The organism is Photobacterium aphoticum, assembly GCF_001029435.1.
In the GTDB taxonomy this organism is placed as follows: Bacteria; Pseudomonadota; Gammaproteobacteria; order Enterobacterales; family Vibrionaceae; genus Photobacterium; species Photobacterium aphoticum.
Genome location: NZ_LDOV01000010.1, coordinates 516,313 through 538,766 on the forward strand (window position 1 = coordinate 516,313; position 22,454 = coordinate 538,766).

General features: G+C 47.1%; 22 protein-coding genes. 10 read left to right on the forward strand and 12 right to left on the reverse strand.

Annotated features, from left to right (window positions below):
• Positions 1-101 precede the first annotated feature (101 nt).
• The 6 genes from ABT58_RS06380 to ABT58_RS06405 all read right to left on the reverse strand — a co-directional run bounded on the left by ABT58_RS06380 (position 102) and on the right by ABT58_RS06405 (position 4,638).
• Positions 102-746 carry a putative adenosine monophosphate-protein transferase Fic gene (locus ABT58_RS06380; protein ID WP_047873462.1) on the reverse strand — a complete coding sequence of 215 codons (645 nt, stop codon included), beginning with the start codon at positions 744-746 and terminating at the stop codon, positions 102-104.
• A complete protein-coding gene (locus tag ABT58_RS06385; protein ID WP_047873463.1) occupies positions 736-924 on the reverse strand; it encodes a YhfG family protein in 189 nt (62 codons plus the stop codon). Before ABT58_RS06385 ends, ABT58_RS06380 begins: the two co-directional genes overlap by 11 nt.
• A 123-nt stretch (positions 925-1,047) precedes the next feature.
• Positions 1,048-2,040, reverse strand: a complete 993-nt coding sequence (locus ABT58_RS06390) for a D-alanine--D-alanine ligase (RefSeq protein WP_047873464.1) — start codon at positions 2,038-2,040, stop codon at positions 1,048-1,050.
• 356 nt (positions 2,041-2,396) lie between these two features.
• Positions 2,397-3,434 (reverse strand): ACR3 family arsenite efflux transporter, encoded by a 1,038-nt coding sequence (arsB, locus tag ABT58_RS06395; RefSeq protein WP_047873465.1) that lies wholly within the window; start codon positions 3,432-3,434, stop codon positions 2,397-2,399.
• A 24-nt stretch (positions 3,435-3,458) separates the two neighbouring features.
• On the reverse strand, positions 3,459-3,788 hold the full coding sequence (locus ABT58_RS06400; protein ID WP_047873466.1) for an ArsR/SmtB family transcription factor: 330 nt from the start codon (positions 3,786-3,788) through the stop codon (positions 3,459-3,461).
• Between the two features lie 256 nt (positions 3,789-4,044).
• Positions 4,045-4,638: an SPOR domain-containing protein gene (locus ABT58_RS06405; protein WP_047873467.1), complete on the reverse strand. Its 594-nt coding sequence runs from the start codon at positions 4,636-4,638 to the stop codon at positions 4,045-4,047.
• A gap of 153 nt (positions 4,639-4,791) precedes the next feature.
• Here ABT58_RS06405 and ABT58_RS06410 point away from each other — a divergent pair, with 153 nt between their 5' ends.
• The 3 genes from ABT58_RS06410 to ABT58_RS06420 all read left to right on the forward strand — a co-directional run bounded on the left by ABT58_RS06410 (position 4,792) and on the right by ABT58_RS06420 (position 8,687).
• Entirely contained in the window at positions 4,792-5,301 is a 510-nt protein-coding gene (locus tag ABT58_RS06410; RefSeq protein ID WP_047873468.1) for a DUF2301 domain-containing membrane protein, read from the forward strand.
• A gap of 239 nt (positions 5,302-5,540) precedes the next feature.
• A complete protein-coding gene (locus ABT58_RS06415; protein ID WP_047873469.1) occupies positions 5,541-8,237 on the forward strand; it encodes a bifunctional acetate--CoA ligase family protein/GNAT family N-acetyltransferase in 2,697 nt (898 codons plus the stop codon).
• A 159-nt stretch (positions 8,238-8,396) separates the two neighbouring features.
• On the forward strand, positions 8,397-8,687 hold the full coding sequence (locus ABT58_RS06420) for a hypothetical protein (protein WP_047873470.1): 291 nt from the start codon (positions 8,397-8,399) through the stop codon (positions 8,685-8,687).
• Between the two features lie 126 nt (positions 8,688-8,813).
• Here ABT58_RS06420 and ABT58_RS06425 read toward each other — a convergent pair whose 3' ends face one another.
• A complete protein-coding gene (locus ABT58_RS06425) occupies positions 8,814-9,728 on the reverse strand; it encodes a LysR family transcriptional regulator (RefSeq protein WP_047873471.1) in 915 nt (304 codons plus the stop codon).
• Positions 9,729-10,179: 451 nt separating this feature from the next.
• Between ABT58_RS06425 and ABT58_RS06430 the strand changes: the two genes are divergently transcribed.
• The 5 genes from ABT58_RS06430 to ABT58_RS06450 all read left to right on the forward strand — a co-directional run bounded on the left by ABT58_RS06430 (position 10,180) and on the right by ABT58_RS06450 (position 16,269).
• Positions 10,180-10,536 (forward strand): hypothetical protein, encoded by a 357-nt coding sequence (locus tag ABT58_RS06430; protein WP_047873472.1) that lies wholly within the window; start codon positions 10,180-10,182, stop codon positions 10,534-10,536.
• A gap of 297 nt (positions 10,537-10,833) precedes the next feature.
• On the forward strand, positions 10,834-14,442 hold the full coding sequence (locus tag ABT58_RS06435; protein WP_047873473.1) for an intermembrane phospholipid transport protein YdbH family protein: 3,609 nt from the start codon (positions 10,834-10,836) through the stop codon (positions 14,440-14,442).
• Between the two features lie 87 nt (positions 14,443-14,529).
• On the forward strand, positions 14,530-14,769 hold the full coding sequence (locus tag ABT58_RS06440; RefSeq protein WP_047873474.1) for a YnbE family lipoprotein: 240 nt from the start codon (positions 14,530-14,532) through the stop codon (positions 14,767-14,769).
• A 67-nt stretch (positions 14,770-14,836) separates the two neighbouring features.
• Entirely contained in the window at positions 14,837-15,160 is a 324-nt protein-coding gene (locus ABT58_RS06445; protein ID WP_047873475.1) for a YdbL family probable chaperone protein, read from the forward strand.
• Between the two features lie 158 nt (positions 15,161-15,318).
• Positions 15,319-16,269, forward strand: coding sequence for a YeiH family protein (locus tag ABT58_RS06450; RefSeq protein ID WP_047873476.1), 951 nt, complete (start codon positions 15,319-15,321; stop codon positions 16,267-16,269).
• Positions 16,270-16,411: 142 nt separating this feature from the next.
• Here ABT58_RS06450 and ABT58_RS24000 read toward each other — a convergent pair whose 3' ends face one another.
• The 3 genes from ABT58_RS24000 to ABT58_RS06460 all read right to left on the reverse strand — a co-directional run bounded on the left by ABT58_RS24000 (position 16,412) and on the right by ABT58_RS06460 (position 18,970).
• On the reverse strand, positions 16,412-16,603 hold the full coding sequence (locus ABT58_RS24000; RefSeq protein WP_146147170.1) for a hypothetical protein: 192 nt from the start codon (positions 16,601-16,603) through the stop codon (positions 16,412-16,414).
• Between the two features lie 304 nt (positions 16,604-16,907).
• On the reverse strand, positions 16,908-17,834 hold the full coding sequence (locus ABT58_RS06455; protein WP_146147171.1) for a lysophospholipase: 927 nt from the start codon (positions 17,832-17,834) through the stop codon (positions 16,908-16,910).
• A 200-nt stretch (positions 17,835-18,034) separates the two neighbouring features.
• A complete protein-coding gene (locus ABT58_RS06460; protein WP_047873478.1) occupies positions 18,035-18,970 on the reverse strand; it encodes an AraC family transcriptional regulator in 936 nt (311 codons plus the stop codon).
• Between the two features lie 236 nt (positions 18,971-19,206).
• Here ABT58_RS06460 and ABT58_RS06465 point away from each other — a divergent pair, with 236 nt between their 5' ends.
• On the forward strand, positions 19,207-20,439 hold the full coding sequence (locus tag ABT58_RS06465) for a sugar efflux transporter (protein WP_047873479.1): 1,233 nt from the start codon (positions 19,207-19,209) through the stop codon (positions 20,437-20,439).
• Here ABT58_RS06465 and ABT58_RS06470 read toward each other — a convergent pair.
• Together ABT58_RS06470 and ABT58_RS06475 are read right to left on the reverse strand one after the other, a co-directional pair.
• Positions 20,436-20,918 carry a GNAT family N-acetyltransferase gene (locus ABT58_RS06470; RefSeq protein WP_189595444.1) on the reverse strand — a complete coding sequence of 161 codons (483 nt, stop codon included), beginning with the start codon at positions 20,916-20,918 and terminating at the stop codon, positions 20,436-20,438. The two genes, ABT58_RS06465 and ABT58_RS06470, sit on opposite strands and share 4 nt — an antisense overlap.
• A gap of 152 nt (positions 20,919-21,070) precedes the next feature.
• Positions 21,071-21,676 carry a TetR/AcrR family transcriptional regulator gene (locus tag ABT58_RS06475; RefSeq protein WP_047873480.1) on the reverse strand — a complete coding sequence of 202 codons (606 nt, stop codon included), beginning with the start codon at positions 21,674-21,676 and terminating at the stop codon, positions 21,071-21,073.
• Between the two features lie 127 nt (positions 21,677-21,803).
• Between ABT58_RS06475 and ABT58_RS06480 the strand changes: the two genes are divergently transcribed.
• Positions 21,804-22,337: a dihydrofolate reductase family protein gene (locus tag ABT58_RS06480; protein ID WP_047873481.1), complete on the forward strand. Its 534-nt coding sequence runs from the start codon at positions 21,804-21,806 to the stop codon at positions 22,335-22,337.
• The last annotated feature ends 117 nt before the right edge of the window (positions 22,338-22,454 follow it).

The following is a 22,454-nucleotide window of genomic DNA, read 5'->3' on the forward strand; positions in this document are numbered from 1 at the left end:
TCAATTATTAATTATAGTGCGTTAGATTAAGCTGGTAGCATGGGAAAATATGCTGGTTCAATATCGTGTTTGATGTGGGTAAACATAAGCTGGTTTTGAACTCACGGACTCTCTTGCGGCGCGTCATTCCAGTGGTCATCGTAGCCTTTTTCAATATCAATCGGCACGGTAATGCGTTCGAATAAGGCATGCAATGGCGCTAAGTCCCCAAAGTAACCGGCTTGGTTTGCCGCTACCCATTCTTGTAATTGAATCCCTTCCCAACAGATTTCGTAACCCGCGTTAATCGCCAGAATTTCAAAGAAGATGCGTTGCACTCGCCCGTTCCCTTCCCGGAATGGGTGGATCACATTTAACTCACAGTAATAATGCGCGATACGTTCAATGAAACGCTCAAGCGGCAATCCCTGCAAATGATGCTCATCAGCTAGCGCTGCGAGTAGCTTATTCCCTTCTTTCTCGATATTCACCCAGTGGCAAAAACGGGTTTCCCCTTTGGTGATATCCACATGACGCAGCTTGCCGGCCCACGCATAAAGATCCTGAAACAAGGTATGGTGAATTTGCTGCAAATACGTCAGCGTAAATTGATCAAATTGCGGCATAAAATGTTCAGCGCGGACACGGGTGAAGTCCCGCTCTGCCGCTTCCAATAAGACGTTATCTTTAATGGACAGTAAATTAATCAACACATCACTGTCGGGATAGCAGTCTGGATCTTGGTGAACATCGTATTTATCGTGCATAGTGCAAGGTCAACTCAGCAATCTTTTCCGCTTCAGTTAATACGATTCGGTCTAAATTAGGCAATGTTTCCACCCAATGGATCCCTTCTAATCGCATGCTCGCTTTGTAGTTTCGGCTCTGTAACTGCTTAAACCGTTGCTGCTTTTGTGTTTCGGTCAGTGCTGTTGGCTTGGTCATGCTCTGACTATCCTTTGTACGCCGTTAACTACCTCTTAAAGTATAATGGCGATATCATTCAAATCTATCTGGCTACAAAATAAAAAAAGCCGAGACTCGCTCGGCTTTTTTCTGATGTCATCGTTATTTTACAGCCGCTTTAATGGCTTGCTCGATGAACAGTTTGAAATCATGACCATGATGTTCCAGCATTTTCGGGAACATGGAGATTGGCGTCATACCTGGGAAGGTGTTGATTTCATTCAGCAGAATTTCGTTGTCTTCGCTCAGGAAGAAATCGATACGAGACAAATCTTTCAGCTTCATGTGAACGAATGCTTTACGTGCGTATTCACGCATCGCTTCGACTTGCTCTTCTGTTACATTGCTCGCCTCAACCACAGTGGTTGATACACTTGTCGCACTGTACTTTTCTTCGTAGCTGTAAAACTTGTCATCTGGGCAAGACACTTCACCCGGCTTGGTGATCACCAATTCATCGCCGTACTGGTAAGCCGCAATTTCTAGCTCTCGTGGCTTAATCGCTTTTTCGATCAGCACCTGATCAGAATAAGTGAACGCTTCATTCACCGCGTGTGTCAGTTCATCTTTATTCGTTACACGGTAACAGCCAACAGATGAACCCTGACAAGCGGCCTTAACAAAGATGGTGCCCCACTTGACCAGCGCTGCGTCAGCTTGGTCATGGGCATCTTGATTGTTTTCACTCAGGAAGACATACGGTGTGTTTGGAATGCCTAGCGCATCAAACCACAGTTTAGTGGTGATTTTGTTGAAGCAATTGGTGCTCGCTTCTGCACCACAACCCATATACGGCAGTTTTGCCATATCCAGGAATGATTGCAGATCACCGGTTTCACCCGGGAAACCGTGTACACATGGGATCACATAATCAACAGTGACCTTGTCGTCACCCACTTGCAGGGTACGATCAAGGTTCAGTTGGCAAGCGACGCCTTCCGCGTTAAACCAACCGTCTGTTTTCATTTCAATACGGGTGTACTGAACATCGTCAATCTGTTGGAGCTTTTGCTCAATGTAATTTGCGGATACGAGAGAAACTTCGTGCTCGGCGCTACCGCCGCCACAGAGTAGTAATACGTGGATTGAGCTCATTATCATCCCTTGTTTATCGATACTGACCATCTAGCCAGCAGCAGTCTGGTGCTATTTTGTGGCCCCTGACCTCGAAGAAAAGGCCGTTTTCCACAAAATAAAATCTGCCCTAATAGTAATAAAAAAAAGGGAGCTATTGCACCCTATATCTTACTCATTAGTGATATCTTTTGCTTAAAAGGATCCTGTAAGGTTAATTAACCAACAGCTATGGCAAATTTGCGCCACGCCATACGTTAACTGCATATTTCGCTAACAAAAGCCGGTTAAACAAAAGGCTCACGATGTGAATAGAGATTCATTAAATCAACCTCACAATCACAACGCAAGCCTATTTTTAACATTTGATTAAATAGTTATGCAGTTTCCAGTGCAAACTGATTTTTCGTTTTGTTGGCATATGCCACTAATGACAGCATAACCGGCACCTCAACCAATACCCCGACAACCGTTGCTAATGCAGCACCCGAATGAATACCGAACAAACTAATGGCGACGGCGACAGCAAGTTCAAAGAAGTTTGAAGCACCAATCATTGCCCCTGGCGCCGCGACCTGGTGCGGTTGTTTCCATTTACGCATCCACACATAAGCTACCGCAAAAATCAGGTACGTCTGAATCAGCAATGGAATGGCGATCAGTACGATGTCTAATGGGTTGCTGATGATTTTCTCTGCTTGAAAACCGAATAACAGAATCACTGTACCCACAAGGCCAAGAATCGATAGCGGTTTGATTTTCTTCGACAACTGTTCCAGCTTAGCCTGCTGCTTTGCAGGATCCCCTTTTCGCAACACCATGCGGGTTAACACACCGGCCAACAACGGAATGATGACGAACAACGTCACAGACAACAGTAAGGTATCCCATGGCACGGTCACTTCGGTAACGCCCAACAAGAAGGCCGCAATCGGTGCAAATGCCACAACCATGATCAGGTCATTCACCGCTACCTGAACCAATGTGTAGTTTGCGTCACCTTTGGTCAGCTGACTCCACACAAATACCATCGCGGTACACGGAGCCACACCCAGCAGAATCATACCGGCAATGTATTCGTCACCCAGAGACGGTGAAATCCATGCGCCAAACAGATGGCGAATAAAGAACACCGCCAACAACGCCATTGTGAAAGGCTTAATCAGCCAGTTCACAACAATGGTGATCACCAACCCTTTGGGACGTTGGTGGATCTTTTTTATCGAACCAAAGTCGATTTGCATCATCATCGGATAAATCATTAACCAAATCAGCACAGCAATCACCATGTTGATTTGCGCGTATTGCAGACCTCCTAAGAAGGTAAAGACGTCCGGAAACAGCACGCCACCGGCAATCCCCAGCACCATACCGATGCCGACCCAAATACTGAGAAAGCGTTCAAAAATACCCACGATTAATCCCTCACAATTGTGCGTTTAGCACCGTTTAGTTAACTGGCTTGGATGACAGGGTGCAGACGTATCATCCGCACAACACGCCTCTGTCATGTATTCGATAAGATCCATCATCAATGGAATATTGGCGCGATAACGTTGGTAACGCCCCTGCTGTTCAACTGACACAAGGCCTGCATGCAGCATGGCTTTGAGGTGAAACGACAGTGAATTGGGCGCAACATCTAACGCACTGGCCATTTCCCCGGCAACCCGTCCTTCATGACCGGCTTTGACCAATAATCGCCAAATATCTAAACGCACACCGGATGACAGTGAATCAAAAATATGTGTGGCTTGTTCTCTTTCCATTTTCTGCTCTTACTGCGACAACAGCGTGTACTTATCTTTAATTCAATACTACAAGAACTCTTGAAATGATCAATGTATAAATTTAGATATTTCTAAAAATATAGAATCATAATATTGAAATGATACGTGACAAAATGCTGTCTGAATGAGCTAATGGATTGATAGAAAACAAAAAAGCAGCCGAGATTGGCTGCTTTTCATTACATCGTGATTTGCACGATGAGGTAAACGTAACGTGACAGCGTCACCGATAGGTTTACTTCACCTGCGTCAATTTAGGGAATGCTGACGTCTTGATTTGGCGTAGGTCACGGACGAATGGACCGAAGTCTTTCATTTCTTGTGGCAACGCCTGTAATGCCTGACGTGCCGCGTCTTTCGTTTCAAACTGACCGTACAGCAAGGTGTACCATGGTGCGCCGTTCAAATCTCGCTCGTTCACCCACACAGGTTGTGCCGCAGGTAGACGATTTACATAACGTGAAAAACCAGACTCATGCTTACTCGCTACCACCTGAATAGTGTAACCATCCACAGCTTTAGTGGCGTATTTGTAGATAACAGGTTTCTCATCACTTGGCGGAGAAATCACCACGGACTCTGCCGCATATTCCTCTACCACCGTTTCCGACGGTTTCTGTTCAATGACTTTATCTGTCACTTTCTCTTTCACAACCGTATCGACCACTTCCACCGTCGTCGTTTCTTTCAGAGGATCCTTTTCAAAGACGAAAGCAGGCTCAGTTTGGTATTGCTCTTGCACAGATGAAGTCACCAATTCAGTCGTTTCTGATTCGGTTGCGCAACCGGAAAGCATCACTGCAGCAGCGATGAAGACAATTTTTTTCATTCTTTTCTACCATATAGAAATTTTTGCTCACATGATGCCGTCAGTTTTTAGCCCATTCAACCCCAAAGTTAAGATAGATCAATGAGTCCTTGTGATTTATCACATGAAATACGTATTGAATCGTGATCTTCACACCTTTTTATGGAGCTACTTATGGCCGATCCTCACATTCAGAGCGAACTTGACGCGTTAGATAAGCTGACCGTTATCCTTTATCGCTCTGCGCTTACCACCTCGGCAGGTATCATGTCGATTGTTGCGTGGGAACACCAATTCGCAACCGTCGCGCTCGTTATCGCTGCACTGCTTGCCACCACCACGGTGCATATTTATGACAAACGCTTCCGTTGGTTGATTCTGGGCAGTGCCCTGTTTGCCACCGTTTGGCAATTGATCGGCCTGTGGCAACCACTGGCGCTGGGTGCGGCATTGTTTGCCTTCAGTGCGCTGGCGATCAAAGAATACTTCTGTTTCCAAATCAAGGCTCTGCTACTCACGCCTTTGGCATTGGGTGGCTTCTGGTTCTGTACCGTATTCGGACAGGCACAAATCAGCATCGCCTTCAGCATGACAGGTGCCATTCTGTTGGCTGTCGCTGCATTTTCTAAATGGCGTATGCCACTGCATTACGACATTGGTGATAAGTCCCGTTACCAAATTTAACGCTTTTTTCGCGGCATCGTTGCCACTCAGCACGTTAACAAGGAAGTTAACGGTCTGAGCCAGAATGCTTTGCTTGCCGTTGATCACACCTCCTACACCCCAGTCAGACACCCGCTAACACTTTCGTTACACTCATCTAAGCACTTCATACTGCGGTGACGCTTTTTCAGGTTCCGTTTTACGTTCTTCAAGTGCGATCCCATTGCGTCCACACCACCCACGCATAAGAGAGATGAGTCATGGAAGGCATCGATAAGCTACTCAAACCACAATCAATCACGGTCATTGGCGCATCTGACAATCCCGCCCGTGCCGGTAACGTCGTTATTCGTAACTTATTGGCCGGTTCTTTCCGTGGCCCGATCATGCCGGTTACCCCCAAGTATGACGCTGTTGCCGGTGTTTTAGCCTACCCGACCATCGACAGCCTGCCTCGTGTGCCTGACTTGGCTATCGTTTGTACCCATGCCAGCCGCAATGTAGACATCATTGAGCAACTCGGCAAGAAAGGCGTCAAAGTCGCTATCATTCTGGCGGCGGGCATGAACCAGATCCATCACGATGATGGCACCACCGAAGAAGAGCGGATGTTTGCCACCGCCCAGCAATACAACATGCGTATTGTCGGTCCGAATAGCATGGGACTGATACTTCCTTGGCTGAATCTGAATGCGTCGTTCTCACCCATTCCCGCTAACAAAGGGAATATTGCGTTTATCTCCCAATCGGCTGCCGTGTGTACCACCATTTTGGACTGGGCCAAGAACAAACATATCGGCTTTTCAACCTTCCTTTCTTTAGGGGATGCCTGCGACATCAATTTCGCTGAATTGCTGGACACGCTGTGCCGTGACAGTAAAACAGAAGCCATTTTGCTGTATGTGGATTCAGTGAAAGATGCCCGACGTTTTATGTCCGCAGCCCGTGCCGCTGCGCGAAACCGCCGTATTTTGGTGGTAAAAAGTGGACGTACCCAAGCCGGCAGTGCCGCCGCAATGTTACATACCGGTGGCCCAGCGGGATTGGATGCCGTCTATGATGCTGCGATTCGCCGTTCAGGAATGTTACGGGTGAACAACACCCACGAACTGTTTGCCGCCGTAGAAACCTTGGCGCATTCTGTGCCGCTACGTGGTGAACGGCTCGCTATTCTGACCAATGGTGGCGGTCCGGCCATTATGGCGGTGGATGCCTTGTCTGATCGCGGCGGTAAGCTGGCGACACTCAGTGACGATACCATTCAAAAACTGTCAGCCTTTTTACCCTCGTGCTGGTCGCACGCCAACCCCATCGACATCATTGGTGATGCAGACATTCAACGCTACGAGCAAGCCGTGAATGTGTTGCTCGACAGTGATGATTTCGATGCCCTGCTGATCATGCACTCCCCGTCAGCTATCGCCCCTGGCAATGACACCGCAAAACGACTAGCAGAGGTGATCAAAGCGCATCCACGCAGCCGGAAATTCAACATTCTCACCAATTGGGCCGGTGAAGACGAAGCCATTGTCTCCCGTAAAATCTTCACCGAAGCGGGCTATCCGGCATACCGCACACCAGAAAGTGCCGTTTCCGCCTTCATGCATTTGGTCGAATACCGCCGTAACCAGAAGCAATTAATGGAAACACCGGTCTCGACAGGCGAAGTACAGGCCAATCCCCGCCATGTGCATGACATTCTTAATCACTTATTGGCTCAGGGGATCCACCAGCTAGAGACCCATGAAATGCGCCCTGTCTTGGAGAGTTACGGGTTTACCACCTTGCCAACGTGGATTGCGAGCGACCCTTCTGAAGCGGCTCACATTGCGAACCAAATCGGTTATCCGGTCGCGGTTAAACTGCGCTCGCCAGACATTCCGCATAAATCTGAAGTCCATGGCGTCATGCTGCATTTACGCAGTGCAGAAGAAGTCGCAAACAGCGCCCAAGCCATTTTGGATCGTGTTTCCCTCGACTACCCACATGCGCAAATTGATGGTCTGTTAGTTCAACGCATGGCCAAACGGACTGGCGCACAAGAGTTACGTATTTCCGTCCATCATGATGCGATTTTCGGCCCGGTAATTTTACTGGGAGAAGATACTGCCGAATGGGCCATTCACAAAGATGCCGCCGTAGCGATTCCGCCGCTGAACATGGCGCTGGCACGCTACATGGTGATCAATGCAATAAAAACCGGCAAGATCCGTCAACGACACCGTCCGGAAGGCCTCGACATTCAAGCCTTGTGCAAGCTGCTCGTGAAAATGTCGCAGTTGATCATTGATTGTCCCGAAATCAAAACCTTTGATATTCATCCGCTGCTCGCCTCTGGGGATGAGATGACAGTCATCGATGCCTCTATGTCGATTGCGCCGTTCTCTGGCGACAAAGCGGCGCGTTTAGCCATTCGTCCGTATCCCGTCGAATTAGAAGAAGCCGTGACGCTCAAAGACGGTCGCGAGATCTTGCTGCGCCCTATTTTGCCGGAAGATGAGCCTTTGCATGCGGATTTCATTTCTCACGTGTCCGTCGATGATTTGTATAAGCGGTTTTTCTCGGACGTGGGCGAGCTGAATCACGAAGCGTTAGCGAATCTGACACAAATCGATTATGACCGTGAAATGGCGTTCGTTGCGGTAGAGACGATCTTGGATGATCAAGGCCATGCTACGCCGTCGATCATTGGCGTGACGCGAGCGTTGTCTGACCCGGATAATACCGAGGCGGAATTTGCTATTTTAGTGCGTTCCGATCTTAAAGGGATCGGCCTGGGCAGTATTTTAATGGATAAGATCATCCGTTATTGCCAATCCACGCGCCTGAAATATATGACCGGTATGACGATGCCCGCTAACCGAGGCATGATCATGTTAGCGCAGAAAGTCGGTTTTCAAATCGATATTCAAATGGAAGATGGCGTTGTAGAGATGTTGCTGCCGTTGAAGCGTTAGCGGCCAAAACAGCGTCTGCAGTATGTTGATATTATTGATAAAGTGCGAATCTTCTCGATGAATCACCTTTCTTGATTCACTTCTATGCAAGAGATCGCACTTCTTTTTCAGACAATGGATTATTATCTGCTCAGTTTTTTACTTTGATAGGAAATCATTATGATCAAAGCGCTTATTGCCGCTATTAATGGACGTAGAGAAATACATTTTACCTACAACGGGCTTCATCGCGTGGCGCATCCCGTTGCGATTGGCGAGTCGGATCAAGGGGACATCGTATTGCGTTGTTACCAAGGGGAAGACAGTTTCGTGCCGTCAGCGTTGGAATGGTGTGTCTGTAAAATTGAAGACATTCGAGAATTGAATTTGGCAGATAACGTGTTTGCCAATGATCCTCCGGGCTATCACAAAGGGGACATCCACATGCGTAAGATTTACGCCGAGCTTTGACTGTCAAACGGTAAAGAGCCGTACCTACTGCATATTGGGCGTAAGCCACTAAACACAATCTGTAAAATCAAAAAGGAGCCTCCGTATCATTGGCTCCTTTTTTATCCGTCTTTGAATGGTAGGCAATTATTCCATCGGCTGATACGTATCCTTCATCGTCTCTTGCCAAATCTTCGGTAAGTGCTTAATACACCACGTCTTGGCTTGTCCCATCTGCCCACGATGCCACGCCATCACGATTTCCACTTCATTCGCCACTTTATCACCGATGATCTTCAACTCGCCCGCTTCCACCGCTTCTTTGGCATAAGCATAAGGCAGAGTCGCCACGCCTAGACCGGCTTTCAGCGCCACCAGCTTATCGTGCATCGTCGTCAGCGTGAGTAGCGGTTGGTCATCAAGAATATTGTGGGTGATTGGCGGTAAGCTTCGTGCGGTATCCGCTACGGCAATACTGCGATATTGTTTGCGCACTGATGGATCAAGCGGATCGGTTTCATTATGAATAGGATGGTCAGGATGCGCGACCCAAACCACATCAATCATCCCAATCGGCTGCATTTTTACGTCTTGCGGCGATAAGGTTTGTGAAGACGCCAGAATGATATCCGCCCTCTCATGCGATAAGGCTTCCCATGTACCGGCTAGCGCTTCTTCTTTCAGTTTCAATTTGGTCTTACTGTGTTTAGCCAATTGATCCACCAGCGGCAGTAAGCGATCTAGGGTGATCAGGCTATCGTAAGCAATGGTCAGCTCTAATTCCCAACCATGTGCCAATGCACTGGCATCTGCGACCATTTCATCAGCCGCAGCGAGCAATGCACGACCGCGTTGTAACAACAATAAACCCGCTTTAGTAAACACGGCACGATGCCCTGAGCGATCAAAAATCACCAAGTCCAGATCTTGTTCGAGTTTTTGAACCTGGTAGCTCAAAGATGAAGGTGCACGCCCCAGTTCTTCAGAGGCCGCCGCAAAACTGCCTCGACGTTCAATCGCATCTAAAACCAGTAGTGCCTCAAAGGACAATAATTTATTCACGAAAGCTCCCTTCAATGGCCGACGTTGTGTCTAGTTTGTTGTTTTTCTTCTGTTCACTATATGTGACCGTATTCTCAATTGCTATTTTTGCCGCATTAACGGTGAAAAGATAATCAACATCAGACAATCGAGATATAACACACTTTATTCACGCTACAGAATGATTATTCACATTTGTTTGTATATCCCCGACATATTTCACACCGACATGATAAGTTAGTCATACAAATGACTAAGATTAGCCGTTTCTACAGAAAGAGTTACGTGAAATTGATCTATGCCAATATTCCATGAAAGACATTCCTCTAGATTCATTTAAGCAACGTAGAAAAATGAAAAAAGGACGAAACAACATCAACATAACGTCTTGTTGCGTGTTCATCTTACCCACGGAAGTCTTCACTTTACGGTGACTGAGCTGTAAAGCGGAAGGTTGAATAAGGAATGCTAAATGGAACACCCTTCGCAGTCATTAACGCAAACACTGACTTACCTGAGACAATGTACCTCTCAATTGATGTCGACACACAGCGCAACACCTAATCAACTGTCTCTGCAGCGTGTGACGAAAATTGCCTCTATCGAAGCGATTGAATTAGAGCATGCCTCTAAACTGATCAATGGCATTCAAAAAGATCTTGCCCGAGCGCTGCACGCATTGGAAAACAATCAGACAGACGTGGCTCACGCTGCGCTTAGAACAGCCATGTCTCAGTTGAATCATGAAAACAAGCAACGTATTCAAACGCCCTATTCGCCGTTAGAAGCGCAACATGCTTTGGGGAATGATCCGGCTTTAGCGGGTTAATGACCTAAACAACACAATGAATTAGCAATAAATCCAATAACGTTACTGTTTAACAGTGACATGATACATAGCAACACTACATAGAAGCGACACCGCCACACTGTGAAGTAATGGCTCCGTATACTGTCTCTAGACTAAATTCTTATAACAATATATCACCCACATGGAATCTGCCGGTTAGTGAAACATGTTAAATGTCCTGTCGCTACCGGCCTTTTTTTCAGCGTCCCGTCTGAGCTTATGATCTAGGCTTAAAGATAAACCCTATGGCAGTTTCATTTTGTTTATCTGAGTATTATGGACAAAGACGCCACGCACGCGCCTGATTCAGATTCAGCCCCATCTGCAGTGTCATCGAAAACTCGTCGCCCCAAACGCCGAGCAATGGCGTATGGCTTGGTGTTCCTGATCCTCATTCTGATTTTGCCATTTATCGCTTTACCTTTTGTGTTAGCCACAATGGGAATTCAGATTCATGGCTTTGCGGGTCTCTCCTTAGGGCCATCGTGGGGAGTGAAGTACGTGTCATTCACGGTGCATGACACCACAGTGACTCTGCATGATTTTCAGCTAACGCCGCCAAGCGATGTCGATAGTGACCGTAATGAAAGGCATCAAACACTGCAGGTTCTCAATGCCGCTTGGCAACTGCGTGCGGATAGCGCCCACATTCAATTGCCGTCATCGCTCAATCAAGGTTTGTCGCCAGTGACGACAGCGGGTTTTCCGAAAAATTCTTTAAACGGGTTCCCAGAAGGTTTCCAGAACGGCCTAACGTTAAAGCGTGTCTCGCTGTCTTTGTTATCACTTTCTGAGCCTTATGCTTTTTCTGCCCATAGTGAACAAGCCGTGCTGCATTTCGCGGTTGATGATGCTAATCCCGCGCTTTCATCTCAGTCAGCGGTATCAGACTCACAGCCAGAACAGACCATCCATCCTCAAATCTTCAATGATTTTACCCTGGTATTAACAACCGACCCGCATACCACGCTGACGGGTTCTGTGGGTAACGGCCAATTTACCGTCTTCTTCCCACAAGATAGTCAGCAGCATCAATACCCTATTGATTTTGAAAGCGGACAGTTCTCTGTCAGTTGGGAAAACCATCAAACGCCGTTAGCCATTCACTTAGCGCACATTACGCCACGCTGGGCGTCTGTCACGCCGAACTTTCAGCAGAGTGGCCATGATTTAACGTTACGCATGAACATTGACCAACCGCTCGCGACAATGAAAGTGACTGCCAAATCATTAGCACTCGATCAACCGGTAGATTTACCCACGTTTGTCGAAAAGCCAGATGAAGCGTCGGAAGGTATCCATTTGGGGAAAACCATCGCTCATCTTGCGCAGTTGCCGCTACGTAAACTCAAAGTCAAGCGCTTTACGTACCGCAACCTGCTCGTAAACAGCAAGATTGTTATCGAAACCCCACACTTTCGGATGAATAAACCCGACCGTAAAGCGCGCTTACACATTAAAGGCCAAGCATTAGCGCCTAATCCTTATGACATTAATGTGCTGGTGAAACACCGAGATACGCAACTCGCGCATGTAAAGGGCTCTGCAACTGGTCCTAAAGGCAACACCGTTACGTGCGAAGGTGATGTGCAATTTGATAGCCCGTTGCCCAAACAATTGGTGTGTAAGGGGGATATCAAACAAACACGGGATATTACTGACAAGTTTGATCTGACCGGAGTCCCTAATTTACGCCTTAATGCGCCTATCACGTTTACCGCTAAACAGACCCAAGTGCGTTATAAAGAACCGGTCACGGCCGCTGATCCACGTACTCACAAAAACGCTAACAAAGACACTAACAAAGGAACTAACAAAGACGCAGACAAAGGTGGCAATAAAGTCACAAGCAAAGATGCTGAGACAGGCAATACGGATCCCCTATACGCCCTGAAATCCGCCAAGTACCAATTATCGTTGTCACTGCCAAAAGAGATGATGCTGGCTTTACCGGGAAATGTATCAAAACAGCCGGACATTATGATTTACACGGATACGCAACTCACGTTAACCGCACATTATCAGCAAGGCAGTCTGTCACTTATATTAGATAATGTACCCGAACCGGTGAAGTTGTCAGAAGTGAGGATGCCAGAAAAGCGTAATACAGGAGAGGCAAAAAAGACTAGGCCTGTAGAGGGAAGCGGGACTCAAACAGGTTCACGTACAGGTAATGCGCTAACGGTGCATATTTCACAGCTACGTTGCACCTTACCGATCATCACGGCCTCTTCTGCCATCAAGTCGCCTGATTGCCGTTTACACGCTGATGTACAAGGTTACATGAAGGCGCTGGCACCGCATCCTGAAAGTCGTTTAACAAATCTTTCTCTGCAATCAAAGGTTAATGCTCACTGGACTGCTAATACCCTCACCACCGTTTGGCAGAACACCCGTCTGCATATCGACGCTATCGCGTTGCAGCCCAAAGACAGTCGTTGGGTAGATGCCATCGCGAGTGATATCACCATTACCGCTCATCGCTGGCAAGCCACATATCGGGGTAACGATAAATCCACCAAGATCTCCGCCACGCAAGCTGTCACTGTACAATCGGGATTATCGGCCAAGCAACTCATCACCGGAGATGCGGATTCTGAACAAGCCGTGAAAGCCCTCCTCCGAACCCGTCAGAAATCTAAACTACCGGTGCAGCATTACACGGGAAATCTGGCGTTAACGCTTTCTAGTACACAAATTGAAGCGGCATTGCCAACTGCATTGCCGACTCAGGCCAAACCGCTCAGCCTCGTGTTGAACAGCCAATATCAAATCAAACTGGCCATCAGCCAAAACAAGCAACGCTTACCCACACTACACAGTGAAGGAACCACCCATGTGACTCAACACACCGTGCAATTGGGCGGTAACCTGTATAACAAAAAGCACATTGATTTGTTGCGCTTTGATGGACGTTATAACTGGCAACAGGGTAACGCGGATATAACGCTACATCGTAACGCTATTCACTTTTCTGCCAAGCAAACGCTTAAGAAGTTCTACCTGCCCCATTTACCCGTCAATTATGATTTGCATGCCGGTTCACTGAATTTTGATGCCCATTTACGCTATCGCCAACATGCCCCCAAAGCCCAGCAATGGCAGGCATCCGTCAGTCTGTTCACCCATGACTTAAGTGGCTATATCAACAATGTCCACTTTGCCGATTTAGATATTGCAATGAGCAGTGAGATCACCCCGCAAGGAATACGTACCCTACAACCGGCTGGGCTTCATGTCGGCTATTTACACGCTGGTGTGTTGCTTGAGAACCTCTATGCTCATCTCACTTTTGATACAGCCCGGGATTATTACCATCTGTACCGCATCAATGCCTACATGCTGGGTGGTTCGGTCAGCGTGCATGATGTACAAACCAATAACCTTCTTACCATCCCGCCATTTCCGGTCGTGGTGCATGGCCTGCACCTGACGGAACTGATTGACACATTAGAAGCCAAAGACATTGAAATGACAGGCATTGTGGATGGTCGCCTGCCGTTGGCTTTTGTGGATGGCAACCCGGTAATTGAAAACGGAGAGCTGCATGCCCGTTATCCGGGGGGGATTTTGAAGTACAAAGAAGACTCCGCCATCGCGCAGAATATTGAAGCCGCAGGCGAGCAAAACCTTCTCGTGGTAGGGAAAATTCTCAAAAATTATCACTACCGCACGCTGAAGGTTCATCTAGACTACTCTAAAGAAGGCGTGATGAGGACAAAAGCGGCATTCAAAGGTCATAACCCGGATGTACTTTCAGGTCGGCCCGTGAATGTTAACCTCAGCGTTCAAGAAAATATTCCAGCACTTATAAAAACATTGAATATGATAAATTCAGCCAAGCTGGAAGCTCTCTTTCTAAAGCAGATGGGTATAGATAAGTAGCATTTTGCGCTTGTAATTAACAATGAGAAGATAACGTTGAGTGTGAATGCCGAGTCAGGCATGCGAGCTCAATGAAGGTTGTAGCTAATGGATATTCAACTGAAGCTGTCTTACATCCCAACTTTCATCACTGCTTACCTGCCCGTTTTATGGGGGGTAGTCTTTCTGCTTTGTGTAAACCTTGTGTCAGGTTGTACACCGACCGTTCAAGTTACCGCATCGGATAAACCCATTGAAGTAAACCTGAATGTGAAGATCGAGCATGAAATTCGTATTAAAGTAGATAAGGAAATCGACGAGCTGTTCAGCGACGACGACGTCTTCTAACGAGAGACTTCTTCTAGCAAGGCGAGTAATCAGGTAACCAGACGAGAAACCAGGCAAGGAGTCTGCCATGAAACGTGTGCTGCTTTATCTTATCGCAGTGTTTATGTCCTGCAGTGTATTGGCGCTGGATCTGCAGCAAGCCAAAAGCCAAGGCCTTGTGGGCGAAGCCAATACCGGCCTGATTGCACCTGTAACGGCCAGTCCTTCTCAAGCGGTACGCAGTTTAGTGGCCAATGTGAATCAACAACGTAATGCGCGCTTTAAACAAATTGCCGTCTCACATGGACTCAGTGTGCGTGAAGTCGGTCACCTAGCTTATAAGAAAGCGGTCGAACGCACCGCCCCCGGCCACTACTACCAATCACCGTCGGGTAAATGGGTAAAAAAGTAGATGGCATATCACGTGATTCCTTCGTTGTGAGTGATTCAATATTTATGAACACATGTTAAGTGACACTTAACCCTGGCATCAGTTTATTCAACTCTGCTTTAACCACCTTTCACCCTATAATATCCCTCCTTTCCATCCCATTTTTCACTGATTGCTCAATGACACAATTACACGCATTTTTCAGCCGAACGCGAATGTCGGATTGGCTGTTTTACGGTGTTGCACTGCTTTGTTTATTCCCTTTTATCAGCTCACCAATCGCCTTAGTGCTAGGCTTTACGCTTGCCACTCTTGGGCTGATCCCCACACAATTTAATATTGCAGCGCTAACCAAAAAGTTACTGTCTTACTCGATCATCGGGTTAGGCTTTGGGATCCACCTTGATCAAGCCATCGCGGCCAGTAAAGAAGGCTTTGGGCTCATCGTCGCCTCGATTTTCTGTACCTTGCTATTGGGCTTCGTGCTGACAAAAGTGTTGCGTATTGAGCAAAAGACGGGCCACCTGATCGCATCCGGTACCGCCATTTGTGGTGGGAGTGCCATTGCGGCCGTTGCACCGGCGATTAATGCGCGTGATGATCAAACTTCGATTGCATTAGGCACCGTTTTTGTCTTAAATGCGCTCGCTCTGTTCATTTTCCCGATTATTGGTCATTTTTTCGAGATGAGTCAGCACGCCTTCGGTACGTGGGCTGCCATTGCGATTCATGATACGTCGTCAGTGGTAGGTGCAGCAGGTGCTTATGGCGATGAAGCGCTGAAGACGGCCACAACGTTAAAGTTGGCACGTGCTCTGTGGATCATTCCGATTGCCTTTTTAAGTGCACTACTCTTTAAAGGCGACAACAAGAAAATTACTGTTCCGTTTTTCATTATTTTTTACTGTGTGGCTATTTTGATTGCGCATTTCCTGCCTGATTTTCAGCTGTTCTACGATATGGTGTTTACTGCGTCAAAACGTCTGCTGGTGGTCTGCCTGTTCTTGATCGGTTCTGGCATTACCATTCAGAAAATGCGCGCAGCGGGTGTTCAGCCGCTGCTGCTTGGCGTCATGTTGTGGTTTAGTATTGGTGGTGGTTCTTTGGCTTACATATTGTCACAAGGCTAACCGACAACCTGAACGTACAAATTTAAGCAACACAAATAAGAAACCGAGCCTCGTGCTCGGTTTTTTCATACTTGCTTTCTAGGCGTATTTTTTCACGTAAGGGGAAGCTATCCAACATCAGGATTTAGCCACGACGTTAAAATTACTGTGAAGATTGCGAAGCTGAAGATTGCGAAGCGCGGCATGACGGTGAAATCGGTTGCCCTGTTGCGCGACGAACGCCAACAATCAATAGCACCAAGAAGGCGAGAAAATCCAAAATCGCACTGGGTAATCCCGATGTCTGGGTCGACATCACGACCAGGCTCACGACGACACTTATCCATAACAGCATAGTTTGTCCTCCTTGCGCTGATGTGCATCCCGTACCGTTAACAACTCATGTAAATACTCGGTACATCGCAGGTGATGCACATTTCAGAGTGAAATAAGAGTATTTATCAGTTTGTCGCCAATCGAAATTCGGTTTATCCATAACTCATAGTCTTTAGTTATAACTAAACCGATCACGAAGAGACGGTATTTATAACGATGAATACGTATGGAATAGACATTGAGGCAATAAAAAAGCGGAAGTTCATTCCGCTTTGATATTATTGGTTAGCACTTGGAGGGATAAAGGCATGAATGAGAATGTGTTAATCGTCCCAACCATATTTACGGACAAACATTGTGTAAGCGGCCAATGAATCATCATGCAACAGCAGGTCGTTTTCATCCGCATTTGGAACCACCGTCAATGACTTTTTGATCCCCGGTAGCGCATCATACAAGTTTTGTGGCAGCTCAACCGGCACAAGATCGTCGTCTTCTGCGGCCAATAGTAAAACCGGCCCATCAAATGCGGTCAGCAATTGGTAATTATCCAAACCATGCAAGGCTTTCGGCATTTTCACAGTCGGTTTTACCGCGTCACCCAGCCAGGATTCCGCAGCCCAAGATGAAGGAAGCCAGTCTTTCGGCAACCAAGGGAACCGATTTTTCACCGCCACCAGCTCCTGCACTGTTGTTACCGCTCCTTCAATCACCACGGCATTCACATTTAACTGCTGTTCCTTGGCAATATCTGCCACTAAGAAACTACTCATCGCCGTACCGTGTACAATCAAGAACTCGTTTTTGTATTTCTTACGGCTGTACTCAAACACCTCTTCCGCATCTTGCTTTAATTGCTCAATCGATGGCCAGGTACCGTGACTGTCTATCCCACGATTTTTAAAGGTGATGACATTCAAGCCTAAGAAGGCAAATTGTCCCAGAATATCGACTTCGTTTTCACCATCACGGAACGGTGAGCCGCCGTAATAGATCACCGTATTTTTGCTGTCTGCCACAGACAGTCGTACACCTTTACTGATGAAGCCATCAGAATGTATAACACTTAGCGATTCCAGCTGATGTTTACCCGGACGATACCAGTCTGCCGTTTGATATTGTTCTATATGCAAGGGATGGCTAACTTTATAGCTAAGCAGTTCATCCGTGTGAATGGTTGAACTACAACCCGATAGAGCCAACATTAGCGCAGCGGGAATGGCACAGCGACCGAAAGCAGGGAACCTCATAAGTGATAGACCTAAGTGATTGAGTAATATCCATTTATATTACGGAGTTCATGGATGCAACTCACCCATCACTGTTTATTTTCTCGAGCGAAGCCTACTAATTGAGTGCTTTGTTACATACTTTATCATTAACACGCCATGGCACCCTTCCATACCAGATAATGATGTTCATCCGTTCACTAATTATATTTGCCACACAATTACTTAAATTGTGTTCGAAACTCAGAGGGAGTCACTCCCTTTACCTGTTTAAACTGGCGATTAAAATTTGAAAGGTTATTAAAGCCGCTGCGCTCAGCCACTAGCCCAACCGGTAACTGGCTACTGACGAGTAACTCACAAGATTTTCCAATCCTGAAACGTTTAACATGATCGGAAAAACTCTCCATGAAATGCCGTTCAAACAAGCGGTAGGCCGAGCTTTCACTCATATGTAGTGCCCGACACAAATCACGCATTTTTATCGGCTCTGCATAGTGTCGCTCGATATATTTACGCGCCTGCTCTACCCGTTTATTGGTTTCATCATCATCACTGACAAGCTGAAAACCATAAGGGTGCAATGATAACGTTTGGGCGTATTGCTCTTCTGTCGCCAACATCATCAGCGCTTGCAATACCCGCAACAATTGCTGATGCGGCGGCTCCTGTTCAATCTTTTCGAGCAACGGGAAAACACGTTCTGCCGTCTCTGGACGAAATATCAAGCCATGCGCGGAACGTTGCAAAACCGTATTCAGCACTTTCAGCTCTGGCATCACCGTCTGTAAGGATTCAATCCACGGATGGCGAAACCACAAGATAAGGGAGTGATGGTGGCTGTTAGTATGATGACGGCTGTCTTGTTGAATGGGATCATCACACACCGGCGCCGCATTCGCCATTTTACCGGTGATCATATGCGGTACCCCGGGGCCATAGAGCACCATGGTATTATGCTCAATCTGCCCGACACTGTCCCCGGCAAAATATCGTCCATCAAACAATTGGTTAGGATCGCGATACAAGACTAATTCATACTCTGCGTGATAATGCCAGGAACAAAGAAATTCTTCCTTCTTAACCGCACAGTGGTATTCCCTTACTAACCAATTAAAGTCATTATGGTTTAGCACATTTTCTATTTGTGGCTTCATGGTTCCCTCTGCCTGCCGACGCTTCCCTGTCGTTACCTCTCAACGGTATCGGGATAATCAATTTCTGTCAAAGGCAGCCTTTTGATTGAAAGAAAAGTACCAATAGACGATGGAATCGCATCAATGCGATCTCCACAAATTGGCTAGACTATCCCTGTTTATCCACGTCTGGCCAGACGCCGTTATAGCACTATGGATGTGAAACGCATCTGCACTAACAAGTACAAGGAATCACAATGTTTAAAAACAAAACAGCCTTGCTGTTTATCTTTACGGCGTTTATCTCGGGTTTATGCGGATCCTTTTTTTACCCGCTATCCAGCCTCTTTATCATTGAAGCATTAAATGCCAGCCCGGCAATGCTCAGTGCGTATATGGTACTTACCGTTTGTTCGTCAGTGGTTGTCTCACAGTTCATTGCGGTTCAGTCAGACAAAAACTGGCAGCGCAAACATATTTTGATCACCGCACTCTGCTGTTATTTCATTACCGTCGTCGGCTTTTCAGTAATTCGAAATTATTATGTCGCGGTAGGTTTTGCGATGGTATTCGGCAGTATCAGCGGCGCCATCTTTGGACAACTGTTTGCGCTGGGGCGAGAATATGCCGATAAGCATTTGACTGACAGCACGACGTTTTTGGGCACTATGCGAGCCGGTATTGCGATTGCTTGGGTCTTTGGTCCGCCGTTGGCGTTCTTATTGAAAAGTGCCTTTGGTTTCAGCGCCTCGTTTTTGGCCGCCAGTGTGGCAACCGCCATCACCATTGTGATCACGGTCTTCTTTATTCCTTCAATACAAAAAGAGGCGAAGACATCGACAACAGAGGAATCACAAGGGGCGTCACATCCTAATGCAGCTGGTCATCAGAAAACCAAGCGCAAACTGAATTCACGTATCGTGATTTTTTCTGTCGCGATCGTATTCATGTTCTCTGCCAGTAACTTATACATCAACGTTATGCCGCTGTATCTTTCAAAAGAGTTGCTGATCGGTACCCAATGGGTCGGGATTTTATTTGGCTTAGCCGCTTTTTGTGAAATCCCAATCATGATGAACGCAGGTAAGATGGCACACCGCTTTGGGACATTACGCGTGTTGAGTGTGGGCTTGATCTGTGGCTCTCTGTTTTATATTGGCATGCTGAACCTGCGTGAACTGAATGGGTTTATGGCGCTGCAAATCCTTAATGGGGTCTTTATCGGCTTAACCGCAACACTCGGCATGGTTGCGATGCAAGATATGATGAAAGACAGATTAGGCACCGCATCGACCTTGTTCACCAGTTTAATGCAAGTCAGCACGCTCATCTCAAGCCTGGCGATTGGTATTGTGGGTGAATTGTTCAGCTACTACGGTGCCTTTTATGTCAGTTTGAGCAGCGTCACCTTGTCGTTGTTCATTTTGAACTACCTGATCATCACGGAACGCCGCACGATGACCGATGCCGTTAGTCATGCTGCCGGTTAAACATGGCGAGCAATCATGATCACTTCATCTGCCGAATAGAAATCGGACAACGTCGCTTCAATCTCTGCGCCCAAGGTTTTGCGGTACAGAATTTGGGCGGCGTTATCCGCACGGGTGGTCACCATCACATGCTTGAGTGTAGAGCCTTGCTCTGCAAGAAATCCGCGCACTTGCTCTAAAGAGGTCGTGATCAACGTTTGGCCGATACCCTGTCCTTGATAGGCAGGTGATACGGTCAGGAGCGACAACTCCAATACCGCCTCAGCACGAAAGCCGCTTTTTTGCAGCCAAAGAATAAACCCCACCACGGTCGGTTCACCGTCAACCTCCTTCTCTGCCACCAAGCCCATGCATTGTGGAAACGCCTTATGGTGACACTGTAACCACTCCAGCGAGCGCTGCTGACGGACAAACGTCTCGTGGTGAATCTCTGCAGCGGCTGGTAAATCCGCTTCTTGCATCCATCGAACATTGATCATCTGACTCTCCATGAAATCCTAAAAAATGTGCGCACAACGGCCATAGCACGATGCTGTGTGCATCAGCGTATTCTTCATAGTCTTAATAGCCGCTGATAATAAAGTTATTTATCCTATGAGGCGTCACAGAAAGACCAAAAATGTGGGTAAGATTACAATTGTGTCAGCATCTTGCAGTACAAATTGAACGGCCCTTCCATCATCGCAATGGACAGTGTCGCCACCGACGGATCATCATGAGATGGTGCCGATATCGCGCAAGATTGTGCATGGGCAAAACCATGCAGATAATCAACCAGCAGATGTAACGCATCAGTCGAGGCAGATCCCGATAAACCCAACGGCGCAATGATTTGCTCAAAGCGACCAATAAACACATGTGCCGGGCCGCCATCAGGCATCGACAAAAACGTATCAAGTAAACCGGCATAGGTCCCCAACAACGTCAAGTAACTCACACACAAGGCATGCAAATGTAACTGCCAGTCATCATGATGCGGTGGCGTCTCGGGGTGATAAATCTCTTCAATCAAAGACTGACAGATCGCAGTTTGCAAGGCCTGTTTATTCTTGAAGTAATAATATATGGCCATTGCATCCACATCCAATGCTCCCGCTAATACGCGAATACTCGGCATTTTTCCCTGTTCACGCATTAACGACTTCGCCGTCGTCAAAATGTGCTCTGCACTTAATGCTGAACGCTGGGCCGAATCATTCGCGGCGGGACGGCCGCGCTTTTTACCCTTGACAGACATTTCTTCTCCCCGATACACTCACCATTATTCTACACTGTAGAATAATGTCATTTTTCAGTTTATGCCGCAAGTCGCGGTGTAAATGATTCGCCCTTTTCACGTAAGTGTTCGCACTCTTGGAGCCTTCATGTCTAACATCGTATTTATCGCAACAAGCCTTGATGGCTACATCGCTGACAAACAAGGCAGCATCGATTGGCTGCATGCCATTCCTAACCCAGACAATGTGGATATGGGCTTTGGCCCCCTGATGTCACGTATTGATGCCATCGTGATGGGACGCAACACGTTTGATATCGTCAGAAGTTTCGATTGTGACTGGCCATATCCAAAACCGGTGTGTGTATTGAGCAACACTCTGGAAACTGTGCCTGAAGGCTATGAAGATAAGGTCTTTTTAATGAAAGGGACGCCAGAAGCCATCCTGCCGCAGCTTCACCAACAAGGCCTGCACAATTTGTACATTGATGGTGGCGTGACCATTCAACATTTTCTGCAAGCCGATTGCATTGATGAGTTGATCATCACGACTATCCCGGTGTTATTGGGGGGTGGCGCGCCATTGTTTGGCGACTTGGCTAACCCACTCCATTTCCGTCTGCAAAAGAGCGAAGTCTTCCTGGACACCATCGTACAAAACCATTTTGTGCGTCAGCGCTAATCTCGGCATCAGCAGCAGTCATAAACAAATAGACACCACAAACAGACACGTAAAATAGGCACAAAAAAAGGGCTACTCTCGGTAGCCCTTTTGCTTATTTCCCGTTTAACTGTGCTA